The following is a 19,853-nucleotide window of genomic DNA, read 5'->3' as shown; positions in this document are numbered from 1 at the left end:
AAACAATTGTAATATCTTTAGTGTACCAAGTAATTAACCTAAAACGAGTTTATCAACTGACCCATAACTCATGCAACATCATATCCTTATAAACATTTGTGCGATATTCGGAGTCGCCACTGCTGTTATCATCATATGTAAGTTTTTAAAAATCAGGTATATCATCGGATATTTAATTACTGGTGTTTTACTAAGCCCAAATACATCAAGCTATTTTGCAGATATGAAAGAAGTTGAGGTCTATGCGGAAATTGGCATTATACTTCTATTATTCACTGTAGGATTAGAGTTTTCATTCACCAACTTAAAGAAAATAAAAAATTATGTGCTAGGTGGTGGAGCTGCTCAAGTCTTTTTTACCATATTTATTACCGCTGGACTCATTTGGTTACTGATGCGCCCATCCTTCCAAGAGAGTTTATTTTGGGGCTTTTTATATGCACTGAGTAGTACGGCCATCGTTGTAAAAGTACTTCAGGATACCAATAAAATTACAACACCGCACGGGAAATTTATTCTTGCGGTATTGCTTTTTCAAGACATCATGATTGTACCATTAATGCTGTTTACGCCCATACTTGCTGGTGCAGGAGAAGATCCCGTAACTGCCCTAGGTTGGTTATTTGGTAAACTGATTTTAATGGGCATCATAGCCTATGCATTGGCGCGCTATGTTATTCCCTATTTTTTAAAGACGGTTATGAGAGTTCAAAGTCAAGAAGTATTTTTAATCGCTACTGTATTTTTGGTAACAGGTATTGCCCTTCTAACAGAAAAACTAGGATTATCGCTAGCTTTAGGTGCATTTATAGCGGGTTTAATCATTGCTGAAACAGATTATAACCACATGGCAATTTCGTGCTTCTTACCCTTCAGGTATGTGTTTATGAGCTTCTTCTTTATTTCTATGGGTATGCTATTGAATTACGAAATTTTTGTAACTGACTTTGGCTGGATTATCTTTTGGTTCTTCTTTGCATTATTGGTAAAAGCAATCGCAGGAATATTGGCTGTTAAGGTGATGAAACTAGAATGGAAAACTGCCCTTGCCGTTGGTTTTTCTATCGCCCAAATTGGGGAGTTCTCATTCGTATTGGCGCAAAGCGGTCTTAAATACGAATTGATTTCGACCAATAATTATCAGATATTTTTAGCGGTTTCAATACTACTCATGTCAGTAACGCCATTCATTGTGAGCAATGCAGAGAAAATACATCCTAAACTTATGAAATTATGGAAAAGAAACTAGAATTATACGGAACGGGCTGGTGTACAAAGTCGGCAGTAATTCGTAATTTTTTACAATCCGAATGGATAGAATTTGAGGACTTTAATGTTGAAGAAGATAGTGATGCCGAAGAGAAAGTGCGAAACTTATATGATGGGGAACTCAAGTTTCCAACGCTGATTTATGGTAATCAGCATTTGAAAAATCCAACCATTGCTGAACTAAAAGCTTTTCTAAAATCGAATAACATTAATTGAAGATTAAGACTCTGGTGCCAGTTCTACCTCTAGGCCTTCCATATCTGGCGTCATAGGAATCTGACATCCTAAGCGTGAATTATCTTTTACATAAAACGCTTCAGAGAGCATAGCTTCTTCTTCGTCTTGCATTTCTGGAAGTTCATTATCGCTAAGTACATAACATTGACAGGAAGCGCACATCGCCATACCGCCGCAAACACCAATAGTGCCTTCTGGAGCCAGCTCGAAAGAACGCACCACTTCCATTAAATTCATAGCCATATCAGTGGGTGCTTCAATGTTGTGGGTTACACCTTCGCGATCAATGATTGTAATATTAATGTCCATCTCCTGACTTCCCACAACTTTATTGAATTGCTTTAACCACCGCTTTTGGGGCTTCTTTTCGTGTACCATCAAAACCATCGACTCCTGAAACTGTGGTATACTTTAAGACGTAGCGTTTTCCTGGATGAATAATTTTATAAGCTGCCTGACACATTAAGGTCGCCTCATGAAAACCACAAAGAATGAGCTTTAATTTTCCTGGATAAATATTTACATCTCCAATGGCGAAAATCCCAGGAATATTAGTTTGATAGTCTAAAGCATTATTCACTTTAATAGCATTCTTTTCTATCTCAAGTCCCCAATTAGCAATAGGCCCAAGCTTAGGCGACAAACCAAACAATGGAATAAAATGATCCGTTTCTATTAAATAAGGTACTTCATCTTTTTTGGTCACTTCAACACTCTCAACTTTACCATCGCCATTAATCGCAGTAATCTCGGCAGGAGTCACCAAATTGATTTTTCCTGCATTTTTAAGTTCCTGCACTTTTTCCACAGAATCCAAATGCCCTCTAAACTCATTACGTCGATGCACTAAAGTAACACTGGATGCAACATCGGCTAAAAAGATGGTCCAGTCTAATGCAGAATCGCCACCACCTGCAATAACCACTTTTTTATTCCGATACATTTCGGGTTCCTTAATCATGTACTCCACTCCTTTTTCCTCATAATCGATAATATTATCAATTAAAGGCTTTCGCGGCTCAAAACTTCCTAATCCTCCAGCAATGGCTACTACAGGTGCTTGATGTTTTGTGCCTTTATTCGTAGTGACAATGAATGTGCCATCTTCCTGTTTTTCGATAGTCTCTGCACGCTCACCTAAGGTGAAACCTGGTTCAAACTGTTTGCACTGCTCGAGTAGTTTATCTGTGAGGTCACCGGCTAAAATTTCTGGATATGCAGGTATATCGTAAATAGGTTTCTTTGGATAAATCTCTGAGCATTGTCCGCCGGGCTGTGGTAAAGCATCAATGAGATGGCACTTTAATTTTAAGAGTCCTGCTTCAAAAACAGTAAAAAGCCCAGTAGGCCCAGCACCTATGATAAGTATGTCGGTTGTAATCATGAATTAAGAATTGCAGACAAAACTACTAATGCAATTTTAAGTTAAACGTGACAAAAGTCACATTATTTATTCTACATTAATAACGCGTTCTATTTGTGGTGCGTACTTCTTAATCGTCATTTCTACTCCAGACTTTAAGGTCATCTGGTTGACACTACAGGACGTACAAGTGCCAACGAGTTGTACTTTAACTAATTTGTCATCATCAATTGACAGTAAGTTGATGTCACCACCATCACTTTGTAAAAACGGACGGATTTCGTCTAGTGCTTTTTCTACGTTCGATTTTAGTTCTTCTGAGTTCATTTACTTTTTATTTACTGCAGAGCAACCTGCCATTGTTGTAATTTTTATTGCTTCTGTGGCTGGAAGATTTTCATTTCGATAAACCACTTGCTGAACGACATTTCTTGTCAATTCTTCAAAAGCTTCTTCAATTGGTGTGGCCGTTTGTAATGCTGCTGGTCTTCCTACATCGCCTGCTTCTCTTACACTTTGTACCAAGGGTACCTCTCCGATAAAAGGCACCTCTAAATCCTGTGCTAAGTTTTTAGCACCTTCTTTCCCAAAGATATAATATTTATTTTCTGGCAACTCTTCTGGTGTAAAGTACGCCATATTCTCAATAATACCTAATACTGGTACGTTGATACTATCTTGTTGGAACATAGCTACTCCTTTTTTAGCATCTGCCAAGGCTACATTTTGTGGTGTACTTACAACAACCGCTCCTGTTATTGGCATAGCCTGCATAATGCTTAGATGTATATCCCCTGTTCCTGGAGGCAGGTCGAGTAATAGGAAATCCAATTCCCCCCAAGCAGCATCAAAAATCATTTGGTTTAATGCCTTTGAAGCCATTGGCCCTCTCCAAATCACAGCTTGATCGGGTTTGGTAAAAAAGCCAATGGATAAGACCTTTACACCATAATTTTCTATAGGCTTCATCTTAGATTTACCTCCAACATTTACCGATAAAGGTCGTTCGTTAGCTACATCGAACATAATGGGTATGGACGGCCCATAGATATCAGCATCTAAAACTCCTACTTTAAAACCCATTTTAGCTAAGGTCACTGCAAGGTTAGCCGTAACAGTAGATTTACCAACACCACCTTTCCCTGAAGCCACTGCTATAATATTTTGAATACCAGGAATTGGTTTTCCTTTAATTTCATTTTTGGGCTTAGGAGCTGGAGCATCTACCTTTATATTTACTTTAATCTTAGCCTTTTCATAAACTTCTCTATGAATAGTTTGTAAAATCTCGACCTCAGTCTTTTTTCGTGCCTGTAAACTTGGATTTTTAATGGTAATATCCACAATTACCTCATCTGCAAAGGTCACAACGTTGGTCACCGCACCACTATCTACCATATTCTCTCCTTCTCCAGGAACTGTTATGGTTTTAAGCGCATTTAATATATCTTGTTTATTGAGTTTCACTATCTTATCTAGATTTATTCTAAATGCAAAGATACTGCAAAACCTTTAGATTTTGAAGTACTTAAATTGAAATGAATAATGGGTGAATTTAGTTTTGAAATAGTTGCCTTTACTGTAATTCTTTAGAAGGGTCCCAAAATACAGCTTCAAAATTCTGAATTTGATTCTCAATAACTTCAATACCTTCATTTTCCAAAAGCTGCTGCATTAAGTTGGTACCATCAAAATGGTGTTTGCCTGTCAATAACCCTTTTCTGTTTACAACACGATGTGCAGGCACATCTTTTCCTTCCGAACCATTCATGGCATAACCAACGATACGTGCACTTTTTGTAGCACCTAAATATTTGGCAATGGCACCATAACTTGTAACTCTTCCGTAGGGTATAAGTCTCGCAACCTCATATACTTTTTCAAAAAAACCTAAGGTTTCCGGCTTCATTATAGTTCTCTCAAAATATTAATAAAGGTTATTAGGGCTACAATACCAGTAATGATTCCTATGCTATAATTCATGCTTTTCTGTGAAGTAAAGCTCCTGTCCTTAATTTTATCAAAAAAGAAAATATAGAAATACAACATCACAAAGGTACCCATAGCTGCACCTGTAACGTAGGTTACAATAGTGGTTCGTTCAAAATCCATCCAACCAAATGATGCTAATGTTATGGTCATATAGGCTTGGTATGGAATGGGAAATACGTTGAGCGCCGATAAAAACATACCATGGAAAAAGCGACTTTGTTTGCTCTTAATATCAGTTTCGACCTTGGCTTCTTTTTGGTTTCGAGCTATCACCAAAAAATAAATAGTAATCAGTACAAAGATGACAAAAGCGACGCGTTGTAATATTTCAACGATATCTGACCTGTTAGATAAGTATCTTGAAAAAATAGCAGCAACATAAGTCTGCACAAAAACAATTAAACATACTCCAGACGAAAATGTAATACCTCTTCCAGGACCTTCCTTTAAACTTATCTTAGCTGCTGTCATGTTTAGCAATCCTGGCGGAATAACACCAATTAACGACACAAAAAGTCCAAGAAAAAAGACGACTGTTATACTCAAGCTTTAGTTGATTTTGAATCTAATATACGTAATTGCTTTGTCATTCTCTAAATACTGGCTTTCGTAAAATGTCTGTATTTCTGTGACTTCTTCTGGACTTCCCTCTAGCTTATACACGTTATGATTGGCATACAATACGTCGTGCCCCAAACCATGTAGTAAGCCAAGTGTATAGCCATGCATGAATTCGCTATCGGTTTTTAGATGTACTAAGCCATTCGGTTTTAGAATTCTTTTATAGCGCTCTAAAAACTGAAGGTTAGTGAGTCGATGTTTGGTTCTTTTGTACTTTATTTGAGGGTCTGGAAAGGTTATCCAGATTTCATCAACTTCATTGTCTTCAAAAATATATTCAATGAGTTCTATCTGGGTTCTTATAAACATGACATTAGACATCTTATCTTCTATAGCAGTTTTGGCACCTCGCCAAAAACGCGCGCCTTTTATATCAATGCCAATAAAGTTTTTGTTAGGGTAGCGTTTCGCCAAACCAACCGTATACTCGCCTTTACCACAGCCCAACTCCAACACTATAGGATTTTCATTTTTGAAAACCGTCTTTCTCCATTTCCCTTTTAATGCATAATTACCATCAATCAATTCTCCTCTTGATGGTTGAAATACATTGGCAAAGGTTTCATTTTCCTTAAATCGCTTCAGTTTATTTTTACTACCCACTTATGTTAATATTTCTCTATACAATTAATAATTTGGTAAAATTAAGGAAACATTTTAGGTTTACTTTTGCAGGCATTATTTTTATCTAAATTTAAAGATGTCTGATTCAGGGGAAGAAAAGAAGAAAATCTTAGTGGCTCCTTTAAATTGGGGCTTGGGCCACGCTACTAGGTGCATTCCTATCATCAATGCTTTGTTAGAGCACAATTTTGAACCTATAATTGCCAGTGATGGTGTGGCTTTAGAATTATTAAAGAAAGAATTTCCTCATCTCAGGGCATTAAAACTCCCATCTTATAACATTACTTATTCTAAAAAAGCAAGTAGTTTTAAGCTTAAGCTAATTAAGGACTCTCCACATCTTTTAAAAACTATAAAAAAAGAAAAAAAAGCCATAGAGGCTTTTATAAAAACCGAAAATATTTCTGGTATTATTTCCGACAACCGCTTTGGTGTTCGTCATAAATCTGTTCCATCCGTATTTATAACACATCAGCTTAGAGTGTTGAGTGGAAGCACTACTTGGTTGAGCAGTAAACTGCATCAAAAAATAATCATGAAATATGACGAGTGCTGGGTTCCCGATTATATTGGCACTAATAATTTGAGTGGAGATTTAGGCCATCCTGAAGGTTTTCAGTCCTCAGTAAAATATTTGGGACCTTTAAGCCGGTTCAAAAAAATAAACCTTCCTACCAAATATAACCTCTTGGTGGTATTATCTGGTCCTGAACCGCAACGTACATTTTTGGAAAAAAAGTTGTTAGAGGAGTTAGAATCATATAGCGGCAAGGTTTGTTTTGTGAAAGGTAAAATTAATGACGATGAGAACAAAAGGGAGAATGGTGATATGACGACTTATGACTATATGACCAGCAACGAACTTGAGGTTGCTATAAATGAAAGTGATCTTATTTTAAGCCGATCTGGCTATACCTCGATTATGGATTACGCCAAACTCGGAAAAAAGGTCTTTTTTATTCCAACCCCTGGACAGTTTGAACAAGAATATTTAGCAAAAAAATTAGATGAAGAAGGTATTTCGCCTTGTTGTAAGCAAAAAGACTTCAAAATAGAAATGTTATCTAGGGTAAACGATTACAAAGCGTTCACAGCGACGGAGTACAACATAAATTTCAAGAAGTTATTCCACCTTTTCTAATGTAAAGGAAAACTCGCTACCAACACCTAGTTCGCTCTCAACATACACTTTTTCATCATGAGCTTCGATAATGTGTTTTACTATGGATAGTCCTAAACCTGAACCGCCTTCTTTTCGAGAACCACTTTTATCAACCCTGTAAAAACGTTCAAATAAGCGCGTTAAATTTTCTTCCTTAATCCCTTCACCATTATCCGTTACTCTTATAATAGCTTTATTTTTAATGAGGTTTTCAATACTGACTTCTGTAGTTCCTTTTTTTCTACCGTACTTAATGGAATTCACAATTAGGTTGGTCAATACTTGTTGTATACGTTCTTTATCAGCATAAACCATTATCGGTTCCAGATAGTCCATATCAAAAGTTAAGGTGATTTGCTTTTTAGCAGCCTTCATTTCAAAAAGCTCAAACACATTTTCAACCAATTTAACAATATCAAAGTTTTCTTTGTCGAGCCTAAGGTCACCTACTTCGAGCTTAGTAATCATGTCCAAGTCCTTTATAATGTAGGTTAGACGCTCTACACCTTTACTGGCTCTATTTAAATATTTTTTTCTGATTTTTTCATCATCGATTCCGCCATCGAGCAAGGTATCTATATAACCTTGAACCGTAAACAGTGGTGTTTTCAGTTCATGAGATACATTTCCTAAAAACTCTTTACGATACTCCTCTCTAATCTTGAGGGTTTCTATTTCAATTTTTCTATCCCTAGCATATTTATCAATCTCCTTGGTAAGCGTACCCATATCTGTGGTGATAGGTTGACGCCTTAAACTCGTAGATTCCAAGAGTGTTAAGTCATCATATATTTTTTTAACACGTCTGTAAATAAATCGTTCTACTCGATATTGAATGATGACAAAACACAAGGGGAAACATATCAGTGGGAAGATTATCACCTGCCAATCAAATGTATGATAGTAATACAAAAAAACACTCACTAGGAGTGTTGCGAAAATCGTAACATATAACGAGGTTCGTATAGCGAACTTATACGTTTTTTTTAGGCTTTTTTTCTGCATTAGTCAACAAACTTGTAACCAACGCCTTTGACAGTTTTAAAGGATTTATCTCCAATCTTTTCGCGAAGTTTTCTAATATGCACGTCTATGGTTCTACCGCCTACAACCACTTCATTACCCCAAACTTTATCCAAAATTTCTTCGCGCTTAAAAACTTTACCAGGCTTTGTTGCTAGCAAAGATAGTAATTCGAACTCTTTTCTAGGTAAGATAATTTCTTCACCTTTTTTAGTAATCTTATATTCTTCTCTATTTATTATAAGGTCTCCTATTTTTATAGATTCGTTAGTGTTCTCTGTCTCTTTGAGTCTTCTCAATAGTGCCTTAACTTTACTCACAAGAACCTTTGGTTTTATAGGTTTGGTGATGTAATCATCAGCGCCTGCCTCAAAGCCAGCCACTTGGGAATAGTCTTCTCCTCTAGCCGTTAAAAACGTAATGATTGTATTGTTGAGCTTAGAATCCTGACGTATGCGCTCACAAGCTTCGATACCATCCATCTCTGGCATCATAACATCGAGAATTATTAAATGAGGTTTGTGTTTTTTTGCTTTTTCAATGGCTTCGGCACCATTTTCGCCAGTTATAACTTGATATCCTTCAGACGATAGATTATAACCTACAATTTCTAAGATATCTGGCTCATCATCAACCAGAAGTATCTTAATATCCTTTTTTTTCACTGTTAAGATAATTTTAAGCTAGCGTAAATATAAAATATATCTTTTTTATGTTAGTGTTTTACTAAAATTGATAACAATTCTCTAACATTGGTGCTCCTTGTAGAAGAAAAATTAGTTTAATTCCCAAATTAATGGAAGTATATAGTAAACTATAAATGTGAGAATACAAATCGAAATTAGGTTTAGCCAAAATCCTTTTTTAACCATATCTGCAATCTTAAGATAGCCCGAACCAAAAACAACAGCATTTGGAGGTGTAGCCACGGGTAACATAAAAGCACATGACGCCGCAACTGTGGCCCCTACTAATAGAAAATAGGGATGTACATCAATAGCAGTTGCCAAGGATACCAAAACGGGTAATAACATAGCGGTTGTTGCCAGATTTGATGTTATCTCTGTTAAAAAATTGACTGAAGCAATTAATATGAAAAGTAATACTAGTAATGGGATTGTATCTAATCCTGTCATCTGGTTTCCTAACCAATTAGCTAATCCACTAGAATCAAAACCACCTGCTAGTGCCATACCGCCACCAAAAAGTAACAGAATCCCCCAAGGTAATTTAGTAGTATCTGCCCAATTTAAAAGACGCACCTTTTTGTTTTTTGATGGGAAAATGAAAAGAAAAGTGGAGAAAGTAATTGCAATAATCGTATCATCAATGGCTGGAATAATTTGCTTTAAAAAGAAAGATCTTGTTATCCAAGCTAAAGCAGTAAAAAGAAATACAATCCCTATCAGCTTCTCTTCATAAGTTATCTTACCTAAATCTTTTAGCTGTTTATTTATCTCTTTCTTACCACCAACAAACTCTTTTTGCTTAAATGAAAAAGCTATTCGAGTAAGGTACAGCCAACATAATACTAGAAATAATAAACAAATGGGAAATCCAAAGGAAAACCATTGCGAAAAGGTAATTTCAATATTGTAGCTTTCATAAACAACACCAGCTAGAACCAAATTAGGTGGCGTGCCGATTAAGGTAGCCATTCCACCAATAGAGGCACTATAGGCTATAGCTAACATTAGAGCCTTCCCAAAAATTAGGTTTTCGTTTTCTACAGTTCTTGGATCATCTCTAAGTTGAGCTACAATGGCCATGCCAACTGGTAAAATCATTACGGCAGTTGCGGTATTAGAAATCCACATCGATAAAAATGCCGTTGCCACCATAAAGCCAAGAATTATGTGTACCAAATTAGTACCAACCCATTTGATTATAGTTAAAGCAATACGCTTGTGTAAATTCCATTTTTCTATGGCAATGGCCAATAAGAATCCACCGATAAATAAAAAGATATATTTATGCCCATAGGAGGCTGTTGTACTGGATAAATCCTGACCGCCAGATAAAGGAAATAATACAATAGGCAAAAGGGCGGTAACAGCGATTGGTAAAGCTTCGGTAATCCACCATATTGCTACCCAAATCGCCGAAGCCAAAATAGCATTAGCTTCATCAGAAAGTCCTTCTGGGTAAAAGAAACACCTCATTAACGTGAATAGAAGCGGCCCTAACACAAGGCCAATCGACTGCTTAGATAATCTCATGTATTATTGATTAAATAACAAATCAGACACTTTCGAAATAGCCAATGTGAAATCATGACCAGCATCATCGTTTACTTCCAAGTTCCAATTAAAATTCAAATCTAATCCCTGTGCACTTGAAGAAGCCTTATCAAAAAAGCTTTGCGCCCTTTCATATCTGGTTATTCCTTGTGCATCCGCAAATTCATTACGTCTTAAACCTGAGGCATTCGGATTATCATCAAATTCTCCAATTAGAACTGTCAATTCAATATTGTATAAACGAATAAAATCCATAGTTGTCAATAGTGAATTCTGAAAACCATAAGGAAAATTAATTGCCAAGTCTGGCATTGTGTACCACCCCGAACCAGAGGCCACTACCCTATCAAAATTTGCGTTAGGCTTAAACATTACAAAACGATGTGCAAACTGTCCACCAGCAGAGTGTCCAAAAACATCGTAAGATGGGTTTAAATTTCCGACACTATTTCTAAAAAAATCGAATAATGGCTCTATAACAGAAAAAGCCCATTCCTCTTCTGGGTTTAAACTTGATAATGTAGGATTATCACCATCAACATAGACATTACCTAAATTGTAGCCGTCTCCTCCAGGAAAAGTGCTTGCGGAAAATTCTGGCACAAGAACAATAAAGGAATGTAAATTGGCCTTATTTATAAATGAATTTCTATACTCATTAGCATTGCGCCCAGCCCCATGAAAAACTATGAGAATAGGTGTTGAGGAATTGGAATTTGGTGGAATATGATAATAAACATTCATTGGACTACTTGACAGTAATCCAAACTCATAGGCATATTCAAAAAATCCAGAACCCCTCGTGTTACTGTCTAGGGCAATAGGTTCGCTGCCATCAATCGAAGAATTATTTGAACAGTTAAGGCATAAAATAGCAAAAAATGAAACAATACTTTTTTTGATCACAATACTGAATTATTACTGGTAATGTAAATTACGATTAGTTTTTTATATATTTATAAGTCCAATATTTAAAATTAATGAATACCAATTATCGGTTTTCTCTAAAAAAAATAGAAGAATCATTCCGTGCTTCGGACCATAAATCGAAGACAACAAAATATGTAACACTATACAAGTCAATTAAACGCTTAATTATTTCTGGTGAACTGCCCTTTAATTGGCTTTTACCCTCTACAAGAGTACTTTCTGCAAACCTTAATATTTCAAGGACAACAGTTAATAAGGCTTATGAATTATTGCAACTTGAAAAACTAATAGACTCCAAAATTGGGTCTGGTTTCAAGGTCAATTTCAGTCCTTCTTCAGACAACAGCGATGCATTATTGCCTGTTATCAAGGATTTAGGCAGTTACCCGCAAATTTCCGAAAAAGGATTGGCATTTACTGAAAACATCTCACTTGTCAACAAAATAAACGATCATCATCTTGCATTTAGACCTGGTTTGCCACCTTTAGATGTCTTTCCTGTTAATCGATGGAAAAACCTTCTCAATAATTATTGGCGTTATATTAAATCCTCAAACTTATCTTATTCCTCCGCTACAGGGTTAGAAGAGCTTAAAAAAAGTGTCGTCAACTATCTAAATGTAAGTCGAAATATAAAATGCAGCCATCAACAAATCGTCATTGTTTCTGGTTCATTACAATCCCTATACCTAGTAGCTACGGCATTAATTAATAAGGGAGACACAGTGGTATTAGAAAACCCTGTTTTCCCTAATGTACATTCGGTTTTCAAAAGCTCACAAGCCAAAATAAAGACGTGTTCTATGGATAGTGAGGGTATTGCTATTAGCAATTTAAAATTGAATCGGTCAACGCCAAAGGTTATTCATGTTACTCCTTCGAATCAATATCCATTAGGCATCAAAATGAGTTTAGAGCGACGTCTAGAGCTTTTGGTATGGGCCTCTAATAAAAAAGCAGTCATTATTGAAAATGATTATGAGAATGAAATAGCCAATAACCAGATGTCTTTACCTAGTATTTTTAGTTTGGATAAGGAAGATCGGACCATTTATATGGGAACATTTAACAGGCTTCTTCATCCTTCAATTCGACTTGGCTATATGATTGTACCTAGATATCTGGTAAAAACTATAAAGGCACTTCAGGAACATTCACATAGGTTTGTCCCACCCTCAATACAAGTGGTTATGAATCAATTTATTGAAAAAAATTATTTATACCAACACATAAAATCATCTATTGATGTAGCCAAAGAACGCTATGAAATCTTTAAATCGGAATTTGAAAAAGTCAGTACAAAAATGAGACTAGAAGACCATAATGGTACAAGTTTTCATGTCATTGCAAAATTTAATGAGGACTTTTCGACAAGATTAGAAGAATCAAAGACAATCAAAAGACTTGAAGAAAGAGGAATTACGGCGCACTCATTAAGTAAATGTTACATCAACGCACCTAAGACTTATGGGTTAGTGTTTGGCTATGCAGCAGTGAGGCCCAGAAAATTGATACAAAAAATTCAAAGTATGAAAGGAAAGTTATAGTATCTTTAGTTGCTATTTTATTTAATCGGACTTAATAATAATTTAATATTGGTATGACCTTCGATTCATTATAAAAACTAACTTTGATATATTAATTAATAATTCGATCTTATGAAAAAACTTTACATTTTATTTTTATTGAGCTCGTTTATAGGTTTTAGTCAAAACCCGGGCGACTTAGTAATCACAGAGTATTTGAATGACTCTGATGCAGTCAGCGATACTGTTGGCGAATGGTTTGAAATTTACAATACTACCGGAAGTGCCATTGATTTGGACGGCTGGACTATACGAGATGACGGATCTGATTCTTACACTTTCTCTGCGACCTTACTTGTACCTGCTAATAGTTACTTTGTATTAGGTAGAGGACCAAATGACCCTTCCAATGGAGGTGTAAGTCTAGACTTCAGTTATGGGGACGGAGTCTTTACATTAGGAAATGGTGATGATGAAATTGTTTTGGTCTCACCAACTGATGTTGAAATTGACAGAGTAAATTATGGTTCAGGAAATGGATTCCCAGATGAAGGCCCTGGTACCAGCCTTATTTTAGACCCTACACTCACTATTGCAACAGCCGACAATAATGACGGTTCAAATTGGTGTTTTTCTTCCTCTTCTTTTGGTGGTGGCGACTTGGGTACGCCAGGAGCACAAAATGACACTTGTACTGCAACATGTGAGGCTAATCTAGGCGCAAGTAATGCAACTTGTGATACTATCAACCCAGGAGCAACTGATGATACTTATACTGTGACTTTAGCTTACACAGGCGCAGCTACAGGGGAAATGTTTGTAGTTTCGACTAGTCCAACCGGGTTCACCATAGGTGGTGATGACCCTACTGCAGTTGCAGATGGTACAATAACCATATCTGGCGTTACTGAGGGCACTGATATTACAATTACTGTTGATAATACAGCAGATGGTGGCTTATGTACATTGACAAGAGATATTACGACTCCTGTTTGTATTCCTACGGGTAGCGTTGATTTAGAATTACAAGGTGTAATTGATTTTACTGTACCTGAAGGTGGATCTGCAGGAAAAGCTGTACATGTTGTGGCGACAGCAAACATTGCCGATTTGAGCGAATACAGTATCGCAGTTGTAAGTAATGGCGGAGGTACCTATGGTGCTAGTTTCGACTTTCCAAGTATATCAGTTTCAACCGGTGAACACATTTTATTAGCAAGAGATTTGACTGCTATGGAAAACTATTTTACCACAGCAGGCTACAATTTATTCGATTACCAAATCTTAGCGACTAGTAGTGTTACACAAAATGGAGATGATACTATAGGTCTATTTAAAAATGGTAGCTTGGTTGAAGAAATGGGTGATCCAAATGTTGATGGAACTGGTGAGTCTTGGGAGTACTTAGATTCATGGGCATATAAAAATACACCTGGATCTACTTGGCCAATGGGTTGGATATATGGTAGTGTTAATTGTACCGATGGAAGTAATACAATTTTTGATAGCAGCTGCGTTTATCCATTTGTGGCCTCACTATCTAATACAGAATTGACAAGAGACGAATTATCAATTTATCCAAATCCTGTTAATTCTGGGGTAATTAATATTACATCTGCTATTGAAGGTGTTAAATCTATTCAGTTATTTGATATTATGGGAAGAAATGTTATATCGACGGCTATAACGTCTAATACCCTTGATGTTTCAAACTTGAGAACAGGTATATATTTATTGAAAGTTACAATTGCTGATCGTACATCAACAACAAAATTGATAATTGAATAATTGAGTCATTACAGATTAAAGAGCGTCCTTTTAAAGGGCGCTTTTTTTTATCTTTTTTTTAATTGGTATTTAGTATTTAAACAAACTGGTATCCGTATAGCCACATTTAAAATTCTATTTTTGAAATAGGTCATCTAATTCTCAACCTATGAATTCAACAACTAAATTAAAGACACTTTTCGGACTTCTTTGTATTGGTCTTATAATAGGGTCTTGCACAACTGACGATATTAAACCTGCACTATCTCTATCGTCCGATGGCACAAGCTTGAGCGAAAACAATGGTTCTTTAACAGTAACAGCTACATTAAATGCAGAATCCCCAAACTCTGTTAGTATTCCTATCAACTTATCTGGTGCAGCTACAATAAATACCGATTATAGTATCAGCACTAGTGAAATCATCATAAACGCTGGTAACACTTCAGGAAGTGTGACTTTTACTGGTATTCAAGATATGGAAATAGAAGGTACCGAAATAATAGAATTGAGCTTGGGCAATGTTAATGAATTTTTGGTTTTAACAGTATCCTCAATAACTATTGAAGTCCTAGACGACGATTCTGACTCTGATAATGACGGTGTCCTAGACGCTAACGACGAATGCCCGGACGAAGCTGGAGAAATTGAAAATAATGGATGTCCTTTCTTAGGTTTTTTAATTAATGAGGTTAATTACGACCCAGAATCTGGTTTAGCTGGTGATGCTAATGGTGACGGCACTAGAGATCCAAACGAAGATGAATTTATAGAGTTTTTTAATTCTGGACCAGAATTGGATTTAAGTGGTTACACCGTTTCTGATGCAGATCAGCTAAGACATACTTTTCCTAGTGGAACCATATTACCAGTAAATAGCGTACTAGTTTTATTTGGAGGTGGGAATCCCACAGGTAATTTTGGTGGTGCTTTAGTTCAAACTGCTTCAGAAGGGCTATTAAACATGAGTAATGCCGGAGACTTTATGACCATTGCCGATCCTTCCGGAAATGTGGTGTTAACATTTGACATTGAGCCTTTATCGAACAATCCTAATGAGTCTTACACGCGTAATCCTGACCTTACTGGTGACTTTGTTCAACATGCTAGTGTAGATGAAGCGAATGGGGCCTTATTTTCCCCAGGCACCAAATTAGACGGATCTGATTTTTAGCCAATATTTATAGTACATGAGTTATTTGGGACCAATATTGTCATTAGCTTTTGTGATTGTAACAGCACGATTATTACTTCACAAGTACAATCCCCATGCCGTATTGTTAGTTTCTGGTTTAACCATGCTCATTGTCTCACAGGTTTTAAACTTCAATATGCCAGATTTGAAGAATCCGACTGGATTTCCTGGTTTTAATTTGTTTAGATATATCAAGGAATCCTTCAGTAAAACCAATGCTGGTGTTGGTTTAATGATTATGTCTATTGGCGGATTTGTTGCTTACATTGATAAAATTGGTGCTTCAGACACATTGGTTTATGTTGCCATGAAACCTTTAAAACTCTTTAAAAAACATCCTTACATAGCTGCATCAATGGTTATCCCTATTGGTCAGGTGTTATTTACTGCAATTCCTTCTGCAGCAGGACTGAGCCTTTTGCTAATGGCATCCTTGTTTCCGATATTGGTCAATTTAGGCGTTAGTCGTCTTTCAGCTGTTTCGGTAATCACAGCGACTACCGCATTTGGTATGGGGCCAGCCTCGGCAATTACCGCAAGTGCTACAGAAATTTCTGGAATAGGCACTATCCCATTTTTCCTTAATTATCAAATCCCTCTGGTTTGGCCACTAAGTATTATTATGATGGTTGTGTATTATATTGTTAATAGATACTATGACAAAAAAGAACAATTAGAGGCTATTGAGAGTAATGAAAATGATATAAAACCCAAGACACCCTTAATTTATGCATTAATCCCTGTCTTACCCATTATTTTACTCATTGTTTTTTCAGAGATTTTTAGTCTTTTTAGCACGCCCATTTCCCTAGATACCACAACGGCTATGTTTATTAGTCTATTTATCGCAATGCTTTTTGAATTCATTAGAACAAAAAGTATAAAGCAGGTTCTTAATTCTTTAAGTACATTTTGGAATGGTATGGGTAACATTTTTAAATCTGTCGTTACTTTAATTATAACAGCAGATATTTTTGCCAAAGGGTTAATAAGTCTCGGATTCATATCAGGTTTACTGGATTTAGCCCAGAATATGGGCTTGGGAGCCATAGGAATTGGAGTAGTTATGACCCTAATGATTTTCTTAGCCTCAATGCTAATGGGAAGCGGCAACGCATCATTCTTTGCTTTTGGTCCATTGGTGCCAAAAATCTCAAAATCTCTTGGTGTAGATACGGTAGACATTATCTTACCAATGCAACTTTCGGCTTCAATGGGTCGTACGGTTTCGCCAGTTGCAGGTGTCATTATTGCCACAGCGGAAATTGCAAAAGTATCAACAATAGCTATTGTAAGACGAAATTTGATTCCTTTATCTATAGCACTTATAGTTATGTTAATCTCCCATTTTATTTAGTATGCTTAAACTCATAAAACATACTCAATTATATAGTCCAGAATTTCAAGGACAAAAAGATATTCTCATCGCACATAAAAAGATAATTGCCATAGGAGATGATTTATCGCATTTTGAAAGTGATGCGCAAGTATATGATGCTAAAGGAAGAATAACTACACCTGGTCTTATTGATCAACACATTCATGTTATAGGTGCAGGTGGAAAGGATGGTTTTGCTTCAATGACACCCGAAGTAACACTCAGTGAACTCATTGCTTGTGGAACCACAACTGTTTGCAGTTTACTGGGCACTGATGGTACCGCAAGAAATATCCGGAGTCTTTATGCTAAGGTAAGTGCACTTGAGCAAGAAGGGATATCAGCTTATATGTTCAGTGGATATTATGGAATGGATACTGTTACTATCACTGATAGTATTCAAGGGGATATGATATTTATTGATAAAGTTCTCGGCTGTAAAATTGCTATAAGTGATATACGATCTTCGTATCCTTCAGCTACTGATCTCGTAAGAAAATTAAGGGATATTAGAGTTGGCGGTATGATAGCTAATAAAAAAGGAATTTTACATATTCACTTAGGTAACTTACCAAGTAAAATGGATCTGCTTTTTGAATTGGTTGAAAAATTCCATTTCCCGATAGAACATATCTCACCAACTCATGTTGGACGAACTAAAGAATTATTTGAACACGCTATAGCCTTTGCAAAACTAGGCGGAATGATAGATATTACCACTGGTGCTTCAAAATATACAGATCCTTACAAAGCTGTTTTATATGCTTTAGATCAAGGAGTGTCAATAGACTTAATGACTTTTAGTACTGATGGACACGCTGGGCTTACTAAGTTTAGTGAATCTGGTGAAGCAATTGGTGTGCGAAAAGCTCCAATAGATACAAATCTTAAGGAAACGGTAGCACTTGTTAAACAAGGAGGTATACCTATAGAGGAGGCTTTTAAGCTAATAACTGTTAATCCAGCCAAAAATTTAGGATTAAAACACAAAGGAAAAGTTGATTTAGGTTATGATGCCGATTTATGCTGTTTTAATAACCAGCTTGAACTTGTAGATGTTTTTGCTAAAGGAAAACATATGATGGAGAATAAAGAAATTATAGTAAAAGGAAATTTTGAACTATAGGCATAAAAATATGAATATGAATATTTTTAAAATAACTCTCAGTATGTTGGCCATTTTGAGTTTCTCAGACCAATTTGCTCAAAACACAAAACTGAGCTCATATACATTTGGTGAGGGTTATAATTTCACTAATGTTAACGGCAGTACGTTTAGAATACAAGGGTATATTCAGCCTTCTATGGACACAGAAATTTATGAAGATTCCGACGAACCTAGCGACACAAGATTTAGAATGCGCCGACTGCGTTTGAGGTTTTCTGGCCAGTCTGCAAATGAGAGATTTGGTTATAGACTACAAGTGGATTTGGCCGGACAGGATGAAGCACAGCGAGAAGGAGATGTTACCGATGCAAGAAACTTTCTTCTAGACGCCTACATCTCCTATAAAATAACACGACGTATAGAACTGATTTTTGGTCAACGTGCCACTTATACCGATAACCGAGAATTGTTTATGAATTCCAATTCCCTTCAATTACCTGAACGTAGTAGATTGACTTCGGCATTCGCGAGTATTAGAGAGTTTGGGCTATTTGCTAAAGGCACATTTAGAACAGGGGGAAGCACGTATCTTAAACCTTATCTTACTATCACTAACGGAGATGGTGCTAATGTCTTTGGAAATGACAGAGGTGGACTTAAATATGGAGCACGCTTAGATTTTTTACCATTTGGCTTATTCACTAATTTTGGGCAGTTTAGACAAGCTGATGTCGTGAGAGAATTGACTCCCAAACTTGTTGTCGGTCTTACCGGTAATTATAATGATGGTGTTACGAGTAGAAGAGGAAGAAATAGTGGAAGAATCGTCTATTTGAATGATGCGAACGGAAATGGCGTTTTAGATGATGGTGAAGAGCGTTTGCCAGATTATGCGAAATTTGGCATTGACTTTCTGTTTAAATACAAAGGATTTTCAATACTTGGCGAGTACCACAAAAGTTTTGCAACAGATATTGCAGACGATATCAATTTAAGAAATGACATATTTGGTGATGATATTAACGTCTTAACAGATCGATTTCGAGGACGGGTGAATCCAACCTCAGACGACTTTAGAGATTTTACGCCTCAAGAATATGTAAAACGCCAGTTGATGCTAGGTGAAGCATATAATATTCAGGCAGGTTATCTTTTCAAAAATGGAATCTCAATAGACGCAAGATATACACATATCAACGCAGACACCTTTTCTTTTCTCAACAATGCAACATTCTTTAACAGACCTGATTACTATACCATTGGTGTGAGTAAATATCTATCCAGAAATTATGGCGCAAAAATTCAGGCCTCTTACACTTGGATAAATGCAGGTGAGTTTGGAATATTTGATAATAATGGTAATACTCTACCGAATGGAGAACAACTATTAAGACTAATCCTAACCGTAGCCTTTTAAA

20 protein-coding genes are annotated in these 19,853 nt (G+C 36.4%); 9 read left to right on the top strand and 11 right to left on the bottom strand.

Features of this window, described 5'->3' with window-relative positions; genetic code table 11:
- Window positions 1-70 precede the first annotated feature (70 nt).
- Entirely contained in the window at window positions 71-1,249 is a 1,179-nt protein-coding gene (locus Q0992_RS04315; RefSeq protein WP_299521004.1) for a cation:proton antiporter, read from the top strand.
- Complete coding sequence (locus Q0992_RS04310) at window positions 1,234-1,485, top strand: glutaredoxin family protein (RefSeq protein WP_299521002.1); 252 nt, start codon at window positions 1,234-1,236, stop codon at window positions 1,483-1,485. The genes Q0992_RS04315 and Q0992_RS04310 overlap by 16 nt, the downstream gene beginning before the upstream one ends.
- A 3-nt stretch (window positions 1,486-1,488) precedes the next feature.
- Here the strand turns inward: Q0992_RS04310 and Q0992_RS04305 are convergent, their stop codons facing one another.
- The 7 genes from Q0992_RS04305 to trmB all read right to left on the bottom strand — a co-directional run bounded on the left by Q0992_RS04305 (window position 1,489) and on the right by trmB (window position 6,085).
- Window positions 1,489-1,815 (bottom strand): 2Fe-2S iron-sulfur cluster-binding protein, encoded by a 327-nt coding sequence (locus tag Q0992_RS04305; protein ID WP_299521000.1) that lies wholly within the window; start codon window positions 1,813-1,815, stop codon window positions 1,489-1,491.
- Window positions 1,816-1,834: 19 nt separating this feature from the next.
- A complete protein-coding gene (locus Q0992_RS04300; protein ID WP_299520998.1) occupies window positions 1,835-2,890 on the bottom strand; it encodes an NAD(P)/FAD-dependent oxidoreductase in 1,056 nt (351 codons plus the stop codon).
- 66 nt (window positions 2,891-2,956) lie between these two features.
- Window positions 2,957-3,196, bottom strand: coding sequence for a NifU family protein (locus Q0992_RS04295; protein WP_299520996.1), 240 nt, complete (start codon window positions 3,194-3,196; stop codon window positions 2,957-2,959).
- Window positions 3,197-4,336 carry an Mrp/NBP35 family ATP-binding protein gene (locus tag Q0992_RS04290; RefSeq protein ID WP_299520994.1) on the bottom strand — a complete coding sequence of 380 codons (1,140 nt, stop codon included), beginning with the start codon at window positions 4,334-4,336 and terminating at the stop codon, window positions 3,197-3,199.
- A gap of 109 nt (window positions 4,337-4,445) precedes the next feature.
- On the bottom strand, window positions 4,446-4,778 hold the full coding sequence (locus Q0992_RS04285) for an MGMT family protein (protein ID WP_299520991.1): 333 nt from the start codon (window positions 4,776-4,778) through the stop codon (window positions 4,446-4,448).
- Complete coding sequence (locus tag Q0992_RS04280; RefSeq protein ID WP_299520990.1) at window positions 4,778-5,407, bottom strand: lysine transporter LysE; 630 nt, start codon at window positions 5,405-5,407, stop codon at window positions 4,778-4,780. The genes Q0992_RS04285 and Q0992_RS04280 overlap by 1 nt, the downstream gene beginning before the upstream one ends.
- A gap of 3 nt (window positions 5,408-5,410) precedes the next feature.
- Window positions 5,411-6,085, bottom strand: coding sequence for a tRNA (guanosine(46)-N7)-methyltransferase TrmB (trmB, locus tag Q0992_RS04275; protein ID WP_299520988.1), 675 nt, complete (start codon window positions 6,083-6,085; stop codon window positions 5,411-5,413).
- A gap of 97 nt (window positions 6,086-6,182) precedes the next feature.
- Here trmB and Q0992_RS04270 point away from each other — a divergent pair, with 97 nt between their 5' ends.
- Complete coding sequence (locus Q0992_RS04270) at window positions 6,183-7,247, top strand: glycosyltransferase (protein ID WP_299520985.1); 1,065 nt, start codon at window positions 6,183-6,185, stop codon at window positions 7,245-7,247.
- Here Q0992_RS04270 and Q0992_RS04265 read toward each other — a convergent pair.
- From Q0992_RS04265 to Q0992_RS04250, 4 genes are all read right to left on the bottom strand, one after another.
- Window positions 7,230-8,273 (bottom strand): ATP-binding protein, encoded by a 1,044-nt coding sequence (locus Q0992_RS04265; protein WP_299520983.1) that lies wholly within the window; start codon window positions 8,271-8,273, stop codon window positions 7,230-7,232. The genes Q0992_RS04270 and Q0992_RS04265 overlap by 18 nt on opposite strands.
- The gene (locus Q0992_RS04260) at window positions 8,273-8,956 is read right to left on the bottom strand and encodes a response regulator transcription factor (protein ID WP_299520981.1); all 684 of its coding nucleotides are present in this window, start codon (window positions 8,954-8,956) and stop codon (window positions 8,273-8,275) included. The genes Q0992_RS04265 and Q0992_RS04260 overlap by 1 nt, the downstream gene beginning before the upstream one ends.
- Window positions 8,957-9,067: 111 nt before the next feature.
- On the bottom strand, window positions 9,068-10,510 hold the full coding sequence (locus Q0992_RS04255) for a DASS family sodium-coupled anion symporter (RefSeq protein ID WP_299520979.1): 1,443 nt from the start codon (window positions 10,508-10,510) through the stop codon (window positions 9,068-9,070).
- 3 nt (window positions 10,511-10,513) lie between these two features.
- The gene (locus Q0992_RS04250; protein WP_299520978.1) at window positions 10,514-11,437 is read right to left on the bottom strand and encodes a hypothetical protein; all 924 of its coding nucleotides are present in this window, start codon (window positions 11,435-11,437) and stop codon (window positions 10,514-10,516) included.
- Between the two features lie 74 nt (window positions 11,438-11,511).
- Here Q0992_RS04250 and Q0992_RS04245 point away from each other — a divergent pair, with 74 nt between their 5' ends.
- The 6 genes from Q0992_RS04245 (at window position 11,512) to Q0992_RS04220 (ending at window position 19,852) form a co-directional block, all read left to right on the top strand.
- Window positions 11,512-13,008 carry a PLP-dependent aminotransferase family protein gene (locus Q0992_RS04245; RefSeq protein ID WP_299520976.1) on the top strand — a complete coding sequence of 499 codons (1,497 nt, stop codon included), beginning with the start codon at window positions 11,512-11,514 and terminating at the stop codon, window positions 13,006-13,008.
- 111 nt (window positions 13,009-13,119) lie between these two features.
- The gene (locus Q0992_RS04240; RefSeq protein ID WP_299520974.1) at window positions 13,120-14,775 is read left to right on the top strand and encodes a lamin tail domain-containing protein; all 1,656 of its coding nucleotides are present in this window, start codon (window positions 13,120-13,122) and stop codon (window positions 14,773-14,775) included.
- Between the two features lie 148 nt (window positions 14,776-14,923).
- A complete protein-coding gene (locus tag Q0992_RS04235; protein ID WP_299520972.1) occupies window positions 14,924-15,928 on the top strand; it encodes a lamin tail domain-containing protein in 1,005 nt (334 codons plus the stop codon).
- 16 nt (window positions 15,929-15,944) lie between these two features.
- On the top strand, window positions 15,945-17,306 hold the full coding sequence (gene dcuC, locus Q0992_RS04230) for a C4-dicarboxylate transporter DcuC (RefSeq protein ID WP_299520970.1): 1,362 nt from the start codon (window positions 15,945-15,947) through the stop codon (window positions 17,304-17,306).
- Between the two features lies 1 nt (window position 17,307).
- Complete coding sequence (iadA, locus tag Q0992_RS04225) at window positions 17,308-18,453, top strand: beta-aspartyl-peptidase (protein WP_299520969.1); 1,146 nt, start codon at window positions 17,308-17,310, stop codon at window positions 18,451-18,453.
- 16 nt (window positions 18,454-18,469) lie between these two features.
- The gene (locus tag Q0992_RS04220) at window positions 18,470-19,852 is read left to right on the top strand and encodes a porin (RefSeq protein ID WP_299520967.1); all 1,383 of its coding nucleotides are present in this window, start codon (window positions 18,470-18,472) and stop codon (window positions 19,850-19,852) included.
- The last annotated feature ends 1 nt before the right edge of the window (window position 19,853 follow it).

It is taken from the genome of Winogradskyella sp. (genome assembly GCF_028289625.1).
Classification (GTDB): Bacteria; Bacteroidota; Bacteroidia; order Flavobacteriales; family Flavobacteriaceae; genus Winogradskyella.
This window is presented reverse-complemented; position numbering and strand designations above follow the sequence as displayed.